Consider the following 15,522-nt stretch of genomic DNA (forward strand, 5'->3'; position numbering starts at 1 on the left):
CAATCCGCCGCCTACCGGACCTTGCCGGTCAAATAATAGATGGCGATCTGGGTGCGGTGCGACAGCGCCGTTTTGTTCAGGATCGATGTAATATAGTTGGCCGTCGTCCCTTCCGAAATAAACAGCTCTTTGGATATTTCCTTGTTGGACAGTCCCTGGGCGATCAGGGACATCACTTCCAGCTCGCGTTCGGTGAATACGCTGCGGTCAAACGGGCAATCGGAAGACGAGGCTCCCTTAGCCTGCGCCGCCGATGCTCCCGGTGCCCCCGTTGTGCCCCGGCCAGGTGCACTCCCCGCGGTCGCAGACGCTCCTCTCCCGCCAGCCTCCTGCACACCCGCTTGCTGGGCTCCGCCATGTTCCTGAGGGGCACCCGATTCCGTCCTTTTCCCCTGGCCCGCAGGCAGTCCGTCCATCACCAACTTCAGCTTATCCAGCACCACGTCCTGCAGTACGTTGTTGCCGCTGTGCACGCTCTTGATCGCATCCCGGATGCGCTCGGGGTCATTGTTCTTCAGCAGATACCCTTTGGCTCCGTAACGGATTGCATCAAGTATGTATTCGTCGTCATCGAAGGTCGTCAAGATCAGCGGCTTGGTTCCGGTCTCTTCGGTCAATATTTTGGTCGCTTCCACTCCGTTCATATTCGGCATCCGCACGTCCAGGAGCACCACGTCCACCTCGTGGGTCCTACAGTAGTCCACCGCTTCCTGCCCATCGTTCACCGTAGCCAGCACCTCAAACTCCCCGAACGTATTCAGGATGATCTTCATTCCTTCCCGGATAAACGAATTATCATCCGCAATCAGCACTCTAATTTTCATGCCAGGCCTCCTTGTCGAACCTATTGTACCTGATGGCCGGCCTGGATTGGAAGGAGTTTCTAAGCATCAGCAAAGCACACAATAACTCATATCAAATCTCCCTAGGGGGTGAGCTACGAAGATAGACCGATTAGCACTGTAATCTTGCTGAGAAGGGAGTATTTTACACAGATCAGTTTTTTCGATAATGCCTAAAAAAGGGACCCCTCCTGTTTCAGAAGGGGTCCCTTTGCTTTAGCCGACTCATAACAAAGCTTGGGCCCGGCCTAGATAAATGAAAGTCACTCTGCTCTTTTCCTTTTTAAACTAAAAGCCATTCTTAAAATTTGGCTTTTGGATTCTTGATTAACAATGTTAAATAAAGTAGAGGCCAGTCTTCGTAGATCATCTTCATGCATTTTCGAGCAGACCTTTTCAAAGGTTTGCTGCAAATTTTTAACAGGTTTTGCCAAGTTGTTTTCCTTCATGAAGAAATCTAATTCTGTGCGATCAATAGGATTTAAAAACTTCAGCCCAAAGCGATCTACAGCAAAGCTGAAGTCCTTATCGTTATTGCTCAGGAGCTGCGCATTCATTTCGATTGCTGTTGCTGCAATTACTGCGTCCGGAAGGGGGAGCTTCTTCCCCACACCTCCTCAGACCACGTTACGCGGAGATCGGCTGCCGTCTTGGCAATCTTATCGCTAATATCTATGATGAGTCCTTCTTCCTTGGGATAGCGAATAAATTCATTGATGACTTCCTGATATGCCAGGTCTTTATGCGCTCGTGGAATGGACTGCAGCTCCGTTTGAATGACAGTGGGTAGGAGCAATTCCACTTCCGGATCAAAACGCAATTCATTAATCAATTCCATAGCCGGATTAAATCCCCAGGAAGCATAGATATAAATGTTCGTGTCGCAGATCACCTTATTTAACATCGAGCTCCTCCATATCATCTTCGGCCGTTACCGGGTAAAGATCGGATGGTTCGTCAACGACAGGTTTAACTCGGGCCAAGGCTTCTTTGGTACGTTTTACAGATTCAATCTGCTTTTGATACTTAGGTGCTTTGAATTGTTCCTTCGGTATCAGGTACTTTGTCCCACCAGGAGCCGCAAATTGTTCAACATGGATTTTGCCAAGTTTAATCCATTTGTAAACGCTCTGCACACTGATGCCAAACATCTCAGCAACTTCCTCAACAATGTAAAAGTCGCCACTTATAGTCTCCCTTAATTTCTCTACAGAGCTGACCGTTTTCCGAAAATCCTTTTGTATCATGCTCTGAAGAACAGAGATGGTATCTTTGATTGTTTCTCGATCCTGTTCAGGCAGGTATGAATTGTGACTTATATGCTCTAAACGCTTCACCAGCTCATTTTTTTCAATCATCGACATATTTATCACCCACCATTATTATAACACATCGGTTAAACCTTTAAACTTATTAAACCATTAAACCAAAAGTAAATCCATGTATAATTTCTTATCTCAAAAAGGCCCCTCTGCGAGGGGCTTATAACGAACGGTTACCATATGACGAGAAAAATGATGGCGGCCAGCACGATCCGGTACACGGCGAACGGTACCAGCTTGATGCGGTTGATGAGCTTCAGGAAGAAGCGGATGGCGATCAGCGCCACGATAAACGAGCTGATAAAGCCTGCCAAGAAAAACGGCATCATATCCATCGTAAAATACTCCCAGTTCTTCAGCAGCGACAACCCGCTGGCACCGAGCATAATCGGCACGGCCATAATAAACGTAAAGTCGGAAGCCGCCCGGTAGCTCATGCCCATCAGAACCCCGCCGGAGATGGTGGAACCGGAGCGGGAGAAGCCCGGCCACAGGGACAGGCACTGAACCAGTCCGATGCCAAAGGCCTGCCCGTATGTAATCTGGTCCACCGTCTCGGTCTTCGGACGCTTCGGGCGCCATACGTCGGCTGCGATCATCAGGAGCGCCCCGATGACCAGCCCGATCAGCACCGTCCGCGTCGAAAACAGATGCTCGTCAATATAGTCGTTAAACAGCAAGCCGAGCACACCGGCCGGAATGAGGCCGACAAGGACCTGGGTCAGCTTCAGGCGTCCCTGCGCCCGGCTGCCTCCTGCCTCAGGCTTCCTTCTCCGCAGGCCGAGCAGGTCGAGAAACCGGCTCCAGAACACAACGACCACAGCCAGGATCGAGCCCAGCTGAATGACGACTTTAAAGGTGTTGGCTACGGGAGAGGCCAGAAACTCCCCGGTCTTCAGCCACATATCGTCCACGATAATCATATGACCGGTCGACGATACCGGGGCGAACTCCGTCAATCCTTCTACGATCCCGAGGATCACCGCTTTAATGATTTCCATCAAATCCAAAACGTTTCACAACTCCTTCAGTTTACTTTTCAACCCGCATTCCCCGCGCGCGGCGGAGGTACAGGAACAGCACGCATACAATAACCAGGCCGATCACGGCGTATGCGACATGCGAATACATGTCCATATAGTGCAGAATGCTCTCCCAGGAATCTCCCAGGGCCGCCCCCAAATACACGAGCACCGTGTTCCAGATCAGCGTTCCGACGGTGGTAAAGAGCAGAAACAGACCAAACTTCATCCGGGCCATCCCGGCCGGAATCGAGATCAGGGACCGCACGAGCGGAATCATCCGGCAGAAGAACACCGTAAAGTAGCCATAACGGCTGAACCACTTCTCCGACTTGGCGATATCGGAGGATTTGACCCGCAGAATGCGTCCCCATTTGGCCACGATCCGCTCCAGGCGGTTCACATCCAGCAGCAGGCCGATGCCGTACAGAATGACCGCTCCGATCACGGAGCCGACTGTAGCCGCCGCGATGACGCCCGGGATGGTCAGATGCGATTTCGTTGTCATAAAGCCCCCGAACGTAAGGATCAGCTCCGACGGAATCGGGGGAAATATATTTTCAAGGGCAATAATGAGCGCAATACCGACATAACCGAACTGTTCCACGACGCTGGTAATCCAATGCTCCATGGAATTCCCTCCCATACGGTTTATAGTGAAGCCCTGCGTTAAATCAGGGTCTTTCTTACGTTCCGCAAATAGTTGTAACGGATGAAGAAAAAATACGCCACCTGGGCCGTAACGAAGCACGCCAGCACCGCCCCCATTTCCCAAGCGATGGAGAGATAATAGAAGCTTTGCAGCGCCATAAAAGCGAAAATACTGTGCAGAGCGGCTAGAAATATCGGCACGAAAAAGAGCATCGCGAGCTGTCCGGTCACGATCCGGTTCAGCTCCCGGTCCGTCAGTCCCATCTTGGCGATCGTGTCGTATTGGCGCCGGTCGTAGTCCAGGTCCGCATAGAGGCGGAAATACAGGAAGCTGCCCGCCGCGATAAAAAACACCGTTCCCACCAGCAGCGCTGCAAACAGCATCGCCCGGTAAGACGTCATTTGCGTCACATACAGCGTGCCGCTCACCGTCATCGCGTACGGTTGTCCGGCGTCATACCGGACTTCGCCGCGCGGCGCGAGCCGCTCTCCGAGGCCCAGCGTACGCTCGAAGTCGTCCACGTAGAATCCGGTATACCGGTCCACTGACACGGGAGAAGTCAGTCGGTCAAACAGGCGGTCGCTGACCACGAGGCCGCTGAAATCGCCTTCCCGCTTCCATTTCATCTCCCGTAGGACATGCTCAGGCACGGGTACCCGCGACGTGTACCCGATCTCCCGGATTTGCAGCCTCTCTTCCGCCAGCGTATAGACCTCCATCTCCCGGATCCGGGTGTAGGTACGGTCGCGCTCGGAACTGATCATCACCAGGGCGTCAATGCCCTCTAGCGGCTTCTCCAGGTCGCTGTCCCCGGCGGCTTCCACCGCCTGCTTGTAGCTGGAATAAGATATGACCGGAAGCAGCGCACGGTCCCCTTCGCCGGCTGGCAGGCCGACCTGGATGTTTTTGACCGGAAAGCTGACGATCGCTGGACTGAGCCCCTTCGCACGAAGTTCGTCCTCAAGCTGCCGCACATGCTGCGCTTCCAGAGAATTTCCGCCCTTGGACAGATAGCTGACCGCCGCCGGGTAGTCCTCCCGGAACTGGCCGGAAAGCGTATTAATGGAAGCAAACACCCCGACAGCACAGAACGAAACCGTCGAAATGATCGTCACCATGAACAGCATGTTCGCGTTGTCTTTGAGCCGGTACGCCAGATTGGAGACCGTCACGATATTCGTCTTTTTCCAGAAAAAGAGCCTCCGCTTCTGCAGCAGCCGGACGACCCATACGCCAAGCTGGGTGTACAGGAAATACGTGCCGGCGATGGTCATGATGACGACCGGAAGCATGCGGATGTAGATCGTATTCACCGTGGTCGTCGCGGCCAGCGCATAAGATGCAAGCAGCAGCACGGCCGCCAGCAGCGACTGGATGCCGGACGTCCGCGGCGGCGTCTTCGGCCTTTGCCCGGACTGAAACAGCTCGATGAGCGTCCGGTTCCGGAGCATGACGGAGGTGCAGACCGAAATCAGCAGGAACAGCAGTGCGAATGCGCCCGCTGTCAGCGCCAGCGCCTGCCAGGGCAAGTAAAACGGAATCGGGGCCATGCCAAAGGAACGGGAGCCGATCATCAAAAAGAGCTTGCCTGTGATAAGGCCGGCTGCCATACCGGTCAGGATAGCCCCGAGGCCGATCAGCATGTTCTCCATCAGGACCATCCGGTTCAGCTGTCCCTTGGTCATCCCATGCATCAGCAGGATTCCGATCTCCCGCTTCCGCGAGGTCAGAAAGGAGCCTACCGAATACAGCACGAAGAAAAAAGAGAACAGATACATGATGCATTCGGCGGTGATCATCGTCTGCATCACGATCGGGTAGATCAGCTGCCCGCGGATATAGGGGCTGAACAGGAACAGGGCGCAGATGAAGAAGATCATGACCGAGAAGGCGCTGCTGAGAAAATAAGCCGCATAGGTCCGCTTGCTGCGGGCGACGTTTCTATAAACGAACTGTAGAAAGGACACGATTGTCTCCCCCCAGCAGCGACAGCATGTCGATGATTTTCTGGAAAAACGCCTGCCGGTTGCTGCCCTGATAGATTTCGTTATAGAATTTGCCGTCCTTGATAAAAATGACCCGGTGGCAGAAGCTCGCCGCGACCGGATCATGGGTCACCATCAGCACCGTCGCCTGCTCCTGCCGGTTCATCTGATCCAGCGTCTCCATGACATCCTTGGACGCCTTGGAGTCGAGATTGCCCGTCGGCTCATCCGCCAAAATCAGCGAAGGCCGGTGGATCAGCGCCCGTGCGATGGCTGTCCGCTGCATCTGTCCCCCCGAAATCTCGTAGGTGCGCTTGTCCAGAATCCCGCGAATGCCAAGCTTCTCCGCCACTTCCTCCAGCCTGCGCTCCATCTCCCGTACGGGCACCCCGTCCAGCGACAGGGACAGCACGATGTTCTCCCCGACGCTCAACGTATCGAGCAGGTTGAAGTGCTGGAACACGAAGCCCAGCTCCCGCCTGCGGAACAGCGCGGTCTGTTTGCGGCTCAACTGATGCGGGTTGGTCCCGTTAATCCAGACTTCGCCGGCCGTCGGCTCGTCGATGGTCGCAATCACGTTGAGCAGCGTAGTCTTGCCGCTCCCCGAGGGGCCCATCACACCCACGAATTCGCCGGCGGACACCGCAAACTGGATATGGTCGAGCGCCTGCAGCGGTACGCGGCCTTCATAGATTTTTGACAAATGCTTCACTTCCAGAATCGTCACGTGCTCCAGGCTCCTCCGCTTTGATTTCTGTCATAGGCTTATTATAGGCAGTGCCTGCTTCAGCCTGCCATCGCGCAACATTACACTAGCTTACACATTTGTAAGCTTGAATTTGATCCGGACGGTCGTTCCCCGTCCTTCCTCCGATTCGATCTCGACGCCGTGTCCCATGCGGCTGCAAATCTGCTTGACCAGGTACAGTCCCATCCCGGTCGATTCCTGGTACAACCGGCCGTTCTCGCCGGTAAAATACGGGTCGAACACGCGCGGCAGATCCCCCTGAGGAATGCCGATGCCCTCGTCCTGGATGTCCAGGACCGCCTCGCTGCCGCTCTGGTATCCGCGGAACCGGATTTGCCGGTGCTCCTCCCCTGCAGAATACCGGACCGCGTTCGTGACCAGCTGGGTCATGACAAAGGACAGCCACTTCTCGTCCGAAGCGATTCGAAGCGGCCGTTCGAACTCGATGACAGGAAAGATGCGGCTCCGTATAAACAGCCGGCGCTGTGAGGACGTCACCGAACGCACCACCTGCTCCAGATCCAGCTCTTCCACATAAAAGTCTTTTTCGAACGTGTCGAGCCGGGCGGTGTACAGCACCATGTCCAGCCCCTTCCGGAGCCGGTCGAGCTCATCGCCGATCGCGGTGAACTCCGGCTTGTCCTGATGCTGAATGATCAGATGGATGACCGACACAGGCGTCTTCATCTGATGCACCCACTGGTTGATGAATTGAATATGGTAATCGAGCTTGTGCTTATACTGCTGCAGCTCGGTTTGATAGCGGCGGTACTGCCCCTTGATCAGACGGTGCAGGCTCAGGGACAAGGGAGTCTGCTGCTTGTTGTTCAGCAGCTCTTCCGTCGTCGGGGACGACGCGGACAGCCGAGCATAGAAGGTCCGGTTGCGCCAGTACCGGATCAGGAGGTAGCCGGCGAACAGGAAGCTGCTGAGCAGCGCCGCATATAGGCTGACCTCGGTGTTCCGGTATCCGTCGAGCCGGTATACCAGCGTGATGAGAAATAATTGCAGAATATAAAGGGCGATAAGCGGGGCTTGGTCTCTCAGATACAGCTTCATGCTTCGTCCTCCCAGTTTGGAAGCAGCCGGTAACCTTGGCCCCTGACGGTCTGGACGGCATCCTGCACGCCGAGCCCCGACAGTTTTTTGCGGACGCGGGTGACGTAGACGTTCAGGGTGTTGTCATCCACGAACGACTGGTCGTCCCAGATCCGGTCCAGCAGCCGGTCGCGGCTGACGACCTGCTCTTGGCGGGTCAGCAGTTCCTCTAATATTTTGGCTTCGGTATGGCTGAGCTCCACCTTTTGCCCGTTCAAGGTCAGATAGAGCCGGTCCACGTCCAGCGTAAGCCCTGAGACCGTGACGGACCGCATCTGCTGGGATGCGGCATACGAACCGTACGCCCGGCGAAGCTGGCTGCTGATTTTGGCCACGGCGATTTCATAATCGAACGGCTTGGTCAAATAATCGTCCGCCCCGTTTTCCAGCGCCATCACTTGGTCCATCTTGCCCTCCCGGGCCGATATGAAAATAATCGGGCAGGTCGACAGGCCGCGAATTTGGCGGCACCAATAGTATCCGTCGTATTTCGGCAAATTGATGTCGAGCAGCACCAGGTGAGGATCGTAGCTCCGGAAGTCGCTCAGAACCGCAGCGAAATCCGTCACGGAACGCGTGTCATATTCGAATTTATGCAAATGCTCCTCCAGCAGGCTGACAAGCTTCTTGTCATCTTCGACAATGAAAATTTTAAACATGACGAAAAATCTCCTTTGGAAAAGTAAAGGTATCTTCTCACTCCTTTGGTATTGTACCATGTCCGGCCTGCCGGGCCGAATTCCAGACTGGAATGCCATAAAAAAGGAGCCGCAGCCCCAAAGGGCGCAGCTCCTTGTCTCAAACGATCCAATTGCATACATTCACTGAAAGCAGACCGCTTGCAGCGAAAATCTTGTTACCGAATATGGAATGGTCCAGCATCGCTGAGGCCTTTATTCTCTTCAGTCAGGTGCTCAACCGGTGAGCCCGAAGCAAGTGTTGCAACGGCGCTCTCATGGGTCTCATGACGACTCTCCCGATCATGCAAAGTACATTTCAGCTGCATCGAGCTCGCGGCTTCCGGATACCTGATAATTCTCCTGAAGGAGAACACCGTCCTCATCCTGCAGCTCGATTCCCCGGCGCTGCAGCTCCGACATCAGCAGGGCCAGAAATTCCCGATCCAGTTCCAACTGCTTGGCCAGCATCACGCATTCCAGCAGCTGTTCATCAGACAAGATTTGCATTTCAATCCCCCCGATCTTCCAAGGTTCCCTAAGAATCCTGGAGATCTTCCAGGAGGAAAGGAACCCTTAATGATGAGTAACCGATTTTGCGAGGAAAATGGGCTTACCCTATTTAAAACCAAGTCAGCCGGTTTGTAAACGCACTTTCATCGGGATGAATGTTTTCCATAAAAATATCAATTCGTCAAATTAATCCCTAATCAGACAAAACTTTACTTCCATTACGCTTAATTACAAAGATACCAAATCAGTGCTTAAACGGTTCAGCCGCTCCACGCCGTTCTCCGTAATCAGAAGCATATCCTCAATCATGATGGCTCCAATCCCGTAGCCGTAGTAAGGCGTCTCGATGCAGACGACCATGTTCGGCTCAAAAATCGCCGTCTCGGACGGGCTGATGAACGGCCCTTCCTCCGCGGCAAGGCTTAGCCCTGCGCTATGCCCCAGATGGCCCCGGTTGTACTGGCTCAGCCCCGCCGCACGGATGACGCTCATCCCCTCTTGGAATGCCACCTTCATTGGCATCCCCGGCTCGATCGTCTGCAGCAGGCGGTCATGCCCGCGCCGGAGGGCCTCATAGATCCGCTTCGTGACATCCGTAGGCTCGCCCAGCACGAAGGTGCGGGCGATGTCCGAGCCGTAGCCGGCCACCTCGACGCCTACGTCAAACTTGATCACGTCCCCCGGCTGGCTTGGCCGGGTATCAAACACTTGTACAGGGGCAAAGTGGTCCCCGACCGAAATCATATGGAACCGCGGCGTCGACCCGTCCGGATTCCGCATCAGCGATCTCCGGAATGCATCCACGATCCCTGCGGCAGAAACACCCGGCTCAATTTCGCGCACGGCGTACTCGACGCCTGCTTCCGCATAAGCGCATGCCCTGCGCAGCTGCTGAATTTCCCACGGCGTCTTGATCGCTCGAAGCCGCGTGAAGATCGGCCCCGCCTCGGCCAGCTCGGAAATGTCTGGGCACGCCTTGCGCAGCGCCATCACGGAAGAATGCCGCATCAAATCCAGCTCGGCCGCAATTCGCCCCCGGGAGATGCCGTACTCCTCCAGCACCTGCTGAAGGACGCCGAACATCTCCTCTGCCTGCGGGGACACCGGCCGCTTCCCTTGATAGCTGCCGCCTTTCAAATGAAGCGGATCATCCACATCTACCCAAGTAGGGTAGGTGCGAACCTCATACTGCTCGGAATCCCCGGCAAACCCGGCGGCTTCGAAATCATTCATGATGATGACTGCCTTCCGCCCAGGATCGCGGAAATGAACAGCCAGTCCAACCTCACTCATGCGCAGGGTATACATAAAGGCACTCTGATGCCCTGAGAGATAATAAAAATTTTCGCTGCTGGTCGCGACCAGCGCGTCGATATTTTCACTGTCCATGATCCGCCGTACCCGCTCCGAAATCATGTCCAGATGCTGCTGATGATGATCATTCATGCTGCGCTTCAACTCCTTCGGATCAGGCTGTCCTGTCTCCGTTTTTCCGTTCTTAAGTCCGTGTATCATCGTTTATATTCCAGCCTAGACTGGCTCCTGCGCCATCTGGCGAAGGAACTTGCGCGCCCGTTCCGTTTTCGGTCCGGCAAAGAAATACTCCGGCGCCCCTTCTTCCTGAATGATGCCTTCGCTCATAAATACGATCCGATTCGCCACTTCCTGCGCGAATTTCATCTCATGCGTAACGACGACCATCGTCATTCCTTCTTCCGCCAGCTGCCGCATCACCTGCAGCACCTCGCCGGTCAGCTCCGGATCCAGCGCCGATGTCGGCTCGTCGAACAGCATGATCTTCGGCTCCATCGCCAAAGCGCGGGCGATCGCCACCCGCTGCTGCTGCCCGCCGGACAGCCGCGAAGGATACTCGTCCCTCTTCTCCGCCAGACCTACCTTGCCAAGCAGCTTTTCGGCAATGTCAATCGCTTGTTCCTTCGGCATATTTTTCACCGTCATCGGGGCCATGATCACATTGTCCAGGACGGTGAGGTGAGGGAACAAATTGAACGATTGAAACACCATGCCCGTCAGGCTGCGCAGCTCGTGGACTGCCTTTTTTCGCTCTTTGGCGCGCATCGCAGCTTCGATGTGGACGCTGTCGATGCGGACCGAGCCGGCATCAGCCTGCTCCAGGCCGTTCAGGCACCGGAGCAAGGTACTCTTGCCCGAGCCGCTGGGTCCCAGGAGCACCACGATTTCGCCCTGCCGAATGTTCAGGCTCACATCCTTCAGAACCGATAACGATCCGAAGCTTTTGCTTAAATGGCTGACTTCGATCATGCCTTCTCCCTCCTTAATAAGCCTTGGACAGCTTCCGCTCAATGACGTTCAAAATCGCCGAAAAGCCTGTGCTCATCACCCAGTACATGACGGCGATAGCAAGGTAGAACGGCATTGCCACGTAATACTGGGCGATCAGCAGCTGCGCCGAACGCAGCAGCTCTGTAACCGTGACGATGGACACCAGCGACGTTTCCTTAAGCATCCCGATGAACGTGTTGCCCATCGGCGGAATCGCCGTCCGGGCCGCCTGGGGCAGAACGACCTTGCGCAACGTCTGCCATGGCGTCAGCCCCAGAGACAGCGCCGCTTCGGTCTGCCCTTTATCCACGGACAAGATCGCCCCGCGGATAGTCTCAGACAAATAAGCGCCTATATTAATGCTAAGCGAAATATAGGCGGCCGTCATCGGCTGCAGTGCAATCCCGTAATCGGGCAAGCCGTAGTAAATGATGAAGATTTGCACGATAATCGGGGTTCCGCGGATGATGGACACATATACCCTGGCGATGCCGGCGATCAGCCGGTTTCCTTTTAACCGGGCGATGGCTGTGAACAGTCCGATAAACAACCCAAAAAACATGGAGACGATCGTGATGAGTAGGGTGTAGTAGGCTCCCGTAAACAGAAAACCCAAATTATCCATTACCAATTTCATTTAAAACGGCCTCCCACAGCTGTAAGACTCATAACTTAAAAGCTTGGATCGACGCCAAACCATTTTTGGTGGATTTCCTTCAGCGTTCCGTCGGTCTTCATTTCGTCCAGCGCTTTGTTGATTGCATCCAGCAGTTCCGGATTGTTCTTGCGCATCGCAACACCGGCATAATCGTCCTTGATGGAATCGCCGACCGCTTTGATCTTCAGATGGTTCTGGTCGATAAGAGGCTTCAGGGCGAACATGTTGTTGATCGTTGCGTCAATCCGGCCCGTGTTCAAATCCATCAGAGACGAAATGACGTCGTTGTACGTTGCGATTTCAAACTTGCCAACCTTCGGCATCGCTTCGTCGCGCAGGTATTTCTCGTCATTGGTGCCAAGTCCGACACCGATCTTCTTGCCTTTAAAATCGTCGATCGACTTGATCGTATCATTGTCGCTCTTCACGACCACATTCACAGAGTTCTTGATGTAAGGCTCTGAGAAGTCCATCGTTTTCTTCCGGTCATCCGTGATTGTCACCTGGCTGATCAGCACGTCGTATTTTCCCTGCTGCAGCCCTTCGATCAGGCCCGAAAATTCGCCGGTAATGAACTCAGCCTCAACTCCGAGCTTCTTAGCGATCGCTTTGGCGATGTCGGCGTCGTATCCGTCTACTTCCTTCTTGTCGTTCAAGAAGTTATACGGAGCATACGTACCCATCAAACCTACCTTGATTTTTCCGTTCTTCTTGACCTGCTCAAGCAGATTGCCAGCCGAAGAAGACGCCTGATTGCCGCTTCCACCGGAAGCATTGCTGCCCGATGATGCCTGATCTTTGCCGCAGCCGGCCAGTACCAGAGCGATAACGGCGATCAGCGACAGCGACATAAATAGTGATTTGGCTCTAAACTTCATTTCTATAATCCCCCTTAAAATATATAGATTGAACTAATGTTTTTATTGAACTTCCTGTTATACGGCCCAATAGAGGCCTGTATTATTCATTTCTTTAGTTCATTCTATATAGGTTGTAATATTTAACCCAGCAGCCCGCGGAACTCGAACCGGGCCGTTTCTTCGGCAATCTGCGATGCGGTGTACACAGGCTCGTAGTCCACGTCATGCAGCGGACCGAACAACCATTTGGTCAAAACGCCCGTGATGAGCGACACGAGAATGTTCACGCGCAGCGAAACGTCCGTAAACTGCGGCAGCATGCCCAACTCTATAGCGCGGAGCACATTTTTCTTAAAGGCCTCTTCAAACGCGATCCACACTTCCGATACCGCCGAACGGACCTTGGGATCAGCGCCTTGCCCCTTGATCAGCAGAAAGGCCATCAAATTCCGGTTTTCATTGGCAAACTCGAACAGGTTGGTCAGCAGGTTGGCTGAGGAATTCACCATGTCGTCTACAGATCCCGCATGCTTGCGGTATCCCTGTTCAATGACCTCGACCAGCTTGTCCCGACCGTTCTCCACCAAACGGATGGCCATCTGCTCCTTCCCGTCAAAATACCAGTAGAACGTCCCCTGCGAGACGCCGGCCGCCTTCACCACTTCCGATATCTTTGTATTATGGTAACCTTTGCGTGCAAACAGCTCGAGGGCTGCCTGCCTCAGCTCCTGCTCGCGCTGTGGTTCCTCATTAGTTTGCGATGGCAGAATCAGGACCCCTTTCATCACTTGACTGACGAGTCAGTTAATTTAATTCCGATGGGTTTACTATAGTATATGAAGCCTTTGGGGTCAAGCGTAATTTCTTCCTCGCCAGCAGCTCTGCGCTTTTTGAGAAGCGTTGAAGAAGCAAAAAAAAAAGAGCTGCTCAGCGCAGCTCCTTTCAGACGATCAATATTCCCGGGTTATAGGCTAATAGCTCCTCTTTAATCTTGTTGTACCTTTTAAACGCCATGGTGCAGCATTTGGAGCCCTTATGGATTTCCGGCTCAAAATACGCCTTCTTGTACACGCTGTCGATCAGCATAATCCTGTCCACGTTGACGAGGTTCCGGTCCACGTTGCGGAACGTATACCCGCTCGCGCTCAGCATGCCGGACCAGTATTTGAGCGTGCCGTTCATATAAAACTGCTCTTCCATCGTATGAACGACAACCCGGTCTGCCGGAATGCTGAATTCCATGAACAAAATATCGTGTACCCGAAGATTGACGATGCCTGATTCCCCTTCAATATCTCGTGAAACCGTAAGATATTGCATCTGAATCAGCTCCTCCATTTCACTTCAGCAGCTCCTCAGGCGTCTCACCGCTGTAAATATACACAGGACTGGCAACACTTACGAGATACACAGCTACCAGCGTTAATGCCGAAGCAATGGCTGTGAATGTGCTGTGCTTAACTTTGCTGATCAGTGACATGGCGTTTCACCTCCTTTCGGTGGATCAGGCTGAGGGCTTGGACGAAGAAGACGACGGCAAGCGTCTGCGACTGAATCAGGACGTTGGCCAGTACAATGAGGACTCCGATCACCCGCAGCTTGGGATAATGCCTGCGCGGTATTCTGGATTGCTTTTCGATTTTGCACGGAGCAAATGCAGCCACAAGCACCATGCTGAGAACGTTCAGTACCTGAACATAGAAGGCGGATAGCTCGATGAACGACACCAGGGTGAACAAGGCGGTAGTGACAAGCACGCACCATTCCCCGGTTTTCAGATGAATACCGCCCGTGAATTGGCGCAGCAGCGCAAATCCGATCAGCGCCGTCGCCGCGCGGGCCATATGCCCTGTGAAGAACGCGATCAGCAGCGTGAGGACGATGATCAACACCACGTTCAGAATGACGGCAATCGCATGTTTGAGGATGTTCACCGAGGATTTATGATCCGGAACCTGCCGCTTGATCCCTTCAGCGATTCGTACGGCGGCCGTTTCAATCAGCATGGATATCCTCCTCCTCCTTGCGGATGGTGTAATACAAAAAGAGACCGAACGTGCAGGCGAAAAACAGAACGTTGATCCATACCTTGTTGTAATAGAAAATAAATTCCACCAAGACGAGCGTGACCATAATCAGCAGCACCAGCACGATGTGCTCTTTCTTGAAGCGCAGCCTTTCAAAGTCAAAGGCGAACCCGATGCCAAACTTGTACATGAGCCACGATACCCCAAGTCCCGTTAACGCCGAGACAACCTGCAAGCTGTAAGAGTTAACGTCCGTGGCGCTGGCTTCCTGAACCGATCCGAACAACCAGAGCACATAGACGGTCTGGATGAGCGCATACAGCGCATAACCCAGAATCGTGCAGATAGCCGACCAGGCCAGAGGAATCTTCATCACGGTCGTATACAGCAGAATGTAAATCAGAATCGTGATTAACGGTGCCGCAAATGCCAGCGACAGCTCGTCCCTCATTACATAGCTCTGCACATTCGCCAGCAGCGTGATACACAGAGTCTGCCACAAGTAATCCGAGGTTTTGAACCTAAACAGCGACATCGTCAGCGAATAGATCGCAAATGTCTCCAGCGTTGAAAAAAACATGAAGCCGAGAGCTTCCACCTAACTTCCTCCTACTACCGTACCATTCCTATGTTTGACTTTTCTTCCGTTATTCTCACGGTTCACAGGCGGCGGCCAGCATCCATACGCCGGGGGACTTCCCCGGTGCATTTTGCTTCCCTAATATATTTTATAAATTGGAATTTTTAACTTACTATAAACATACGACGTTGTCGATAAAAACGAAAGATGGAATTTTATGTTTTAGCGAATTTT

20 protein-coding genes are annotated in these 15,522 nt (G+C 53.6%); all 20 read right to left on the reverse strand.

Going from position 1 to position 15,522, the window contains the following annotated elements; all coding sequences use genetic code 11:
* Window positions 1-11 precede the first annotated feature (11 nt).
* Window positions 12-824: a response regulator transcription factor gene (locus GCU45_RS14600; RefSeq protein WP_152399455.1), complete on the reverse strand. Its 813-nt coding sequence runs from the start codon at window positions 822-824 to the stop codon at window positions 12-14.
* Between the two features lie 281 nt (window positions 825-1,105).
* A complete protein-coding gene (locus tag GCU45_RS14605) occupies window positions 1,106-1,453 on the reverse strand; it encodes a PIN domain-containing protein (RefSeq protein WP_152399456.1) in 348 nt (115 codons plus the stop codon).
* Window positions 1,420-1,746, reverse strand: a complete 327-nt coding sequence (locus GCU45_RS14610) for a PIN domain-containing protein (RefSeq protein WP_152399457.1) — start codon at window positions 1,744-1,746, stop codon at window positions 1,420-1,422. The genes GCU45_RS14605 and GCU45_RS14610 overlap by 34 nt, the downstream gene beginning before the upstream one ends.
* A complete protein-coding gene (locus GCU45_RS14615) occupies window positions 1,736-2,206 on the reverse strand; it encodes a helix-turn-helix domain-containing protein (protein WP_152399458.1) in 471 nt (156 codons plus the stop codon). The genes GCU45_RS14610 and GCU45_RS14615 overlap by 11 nt, the downstream gene beginning before the upstream one ends.
* 131 nt (window positions 2,207-2,337) lie before the next feature.
* Window positions 2,338-3,165, reverse strand: coding sequence for an undecaprenyl-diphosphate phosphatase (locus GCU45_RS14620; RefSeq protein WP_208837148.1), 828 nt, complete (start codon window positions 3,163-3,165; stop codon window positions 2,338-2,340).
* 31 nt (window positions 3,166-3,196) lie between these two features.
* The gene (locus GCU45_RS14625) at window positions 3,197-3,817 is read right to left on the reverse strand and encodes a DedA family protein (protein ID WP_152399460.1); all 621 of its coding nucleotides are present in this window, start codon (window positions 3,815-3,817) and stop codon (window positions 3,197-3,199) included.
* 38 nt (window positions 3,818-3,855) lie between these two features.
* The gene (locus tag GCU45_RS14630; protein ID WP_152399461.1) at window positions 3,856-5,805 is read right to left on the reverse strand and encodes an ABC transporter permease; all 1,950 of its coding nucleotides are present in this window, start codon (window positions 5,803-5,805) and stop codon (window positions 3,856-3,858) included.
* Entirely contained in the window at window positions 5,780-6,550 is a 771-nt protein-coding gene (locus tag GCU45_RS14635; RefSeq protein ID WP_116232892.1) for an ABC transporter ATP-binding protein, read from the reverse strand. The genes GCU45_RS14630 and GCU45_RS14635 overlap by 26 nt, the downstream gene beginning before the upstream one ends.
* 90 nt (window positions 6,551-6,640) lie before the next feature.
* The gene (locus tag GCU45_RS14640; protein WP_152399462.1) at window positions 6,641-7,630 is read right to left on the reverse strand and encodes a sensor histidine kinase; all 990 of its coding nucleotides are present in this window, start codon (window positions 7,628-7,630) and stop codon (window positions 6,641-6,643) included.
* A complete protein-coding gene (locus tag GCU45_RS14645) occupies window positions 7,627-8,328 on the reverse strand; it encodes a response regulator transcription factor (protein WP_152399463.1) in 702 nt (233 codons plus the stop codon). Before GCU45_RS14645 ends, GCU45_RS14640 begins: the two co-directional genes overlap by 4 nt.
* Before the next feature lie 321 nt (window positions 8,329-8,649).
* Window positions 8,650-8,856, reverse strand: a complete 207-nt coding sequence (gene sda, locus GCU45_RS14650) for a sporulation histidine kinase inhibitor Sda (protein ID WP_152399464.1) — start codon at window positions 8,854-8,856, stop codon at window positions 8,650-8,652.
* Window positions 8,857-9,087: 231 nt separating this feature from the next.
* Window positions 9,088-10,305 carry a M24 family metallopeptidase gene (locus tag GCU45_RS14655; protein WP_152399465.1) on the reverse strand — a complete coding sequence of 406 codons (1,218 nt, stop codon included), beginning with the start codon at window positions 10,303-10,305 and terminating at the stop codon, window positions 9,088-9,090.
* A gap of 84 nt (window positions 10,306-10,389) precedes the next feature.
* A complete protein-coding gene (locus tag GCU45_RS14660) occupies window positions 10,390-11,142 on the reverse strand; it encodes an amino acid ABC transporter ATP-binding protein (protein ID WP_152399466.1) in 753 nt (250 codons plus the stop codon).
* 13 nt (window positions 11,143-11,155) lie between these two features.
* Window positions 11,156-11,800, reverse strand: a complete 645-nt coding sequence (locus GCU45_RS14665; RefSeq protein WP_089549199.1) for an amino acid ABC transporter permease — start codon at window positions 11,798-11,800, stop codon at window positions 11,156-11,158.
* Window positions 11,801-11,835: 35 nt separating this feature from the next.
* Window positions 11,836-12,699, reverse strand: coding sequence for a transporter substrate-binding domain-containing protein (locus GCU45_RS14670; RefSeq protein ID WP_152399467.1), 864 nt, complete (start codon window positions 12,697-12,699; stop codon window positions 11,836-11,838).
* A 122-nt stretch (window positions 12,700-12,821) separates the two neighbouring features.
* Window positions 12,822-13,466 (reverse strand): TetR/AcrR family transcriptional regulator, encoded by a 645-nt coding sequence (locus GCU45_RS14675; protein ID WP_105445773.1) that lies wholly within the window; start codon window positions 13,464-13,466, stop codon window positions 12,822-12,824.
* Between the two features lie 157 nt (window positions 13,467-13,623).
* Window positions 13,624-14,001 (reverse strand): LytTR family transcriptional regulator, encoded by a 378-nt coding sequence (locus GCU45_RS14680; RefSeq protein WP_163880297.1) that lies wholly within the window; start codon window positions 13,999-14,001, stop codon window positions 13,624-13,626.
* 19 nt (window positions 14,002-14,020) lie between these two features.
* Window positions 14,021-14,161: an AgrD family cyclic lactone autoinducer peptide gene (locus GCU45_RS14685; RefSeq protein WP_089549203.1), complete on the reverse strand. Its 141-nt coding sequence runs from the start codon at window positions 14,159-14,161 to the stop codon at window positions 14,021-14,023.
* The gene (locus GCU45_RS14690) at window positions 14,139-14,687 is read right to left on the reverse strand and encodes an accessory gene regulator ArgB-like protein (RefSeq protein WP_244364572.1); all 549 of its coding nucleotides are present in this window, start codon (window positions 14,685-14,687) and stop codon (window positions 14,139-14,141) included. Before GCU45_RS14690 ends, GCU45_RS14685 begins: the two co-directional genes overlap by 23 nt.
* Window positions 14,677-15,306 (reverse strand): hypothetical protein, encoded by a 630-nt coding sequence (locus GCU45_RS14695; protein ID WP_145026995.1) that lies wholly within the window; start codon window positions 15,304-15,306, stop codon window positions 14,677-14,679. Before GCU45_RS14695 ends, GCU45_RS14690 begins: the two co-directional genes overlap by 11 nt.
* Between the last annotated feature and the right edge of the window lie 216 nt (window positions 15,307-15,522).

The organism is Paenibacillus cellulositrophicus, assembly GCF_009363095.1.
GTDB lineage: Bacteria > Bacillota > Bacilli > Paenibacillales > Paenibacillaceae > Paenibacillus_AQ > Paenibacillus_AQ favisporus.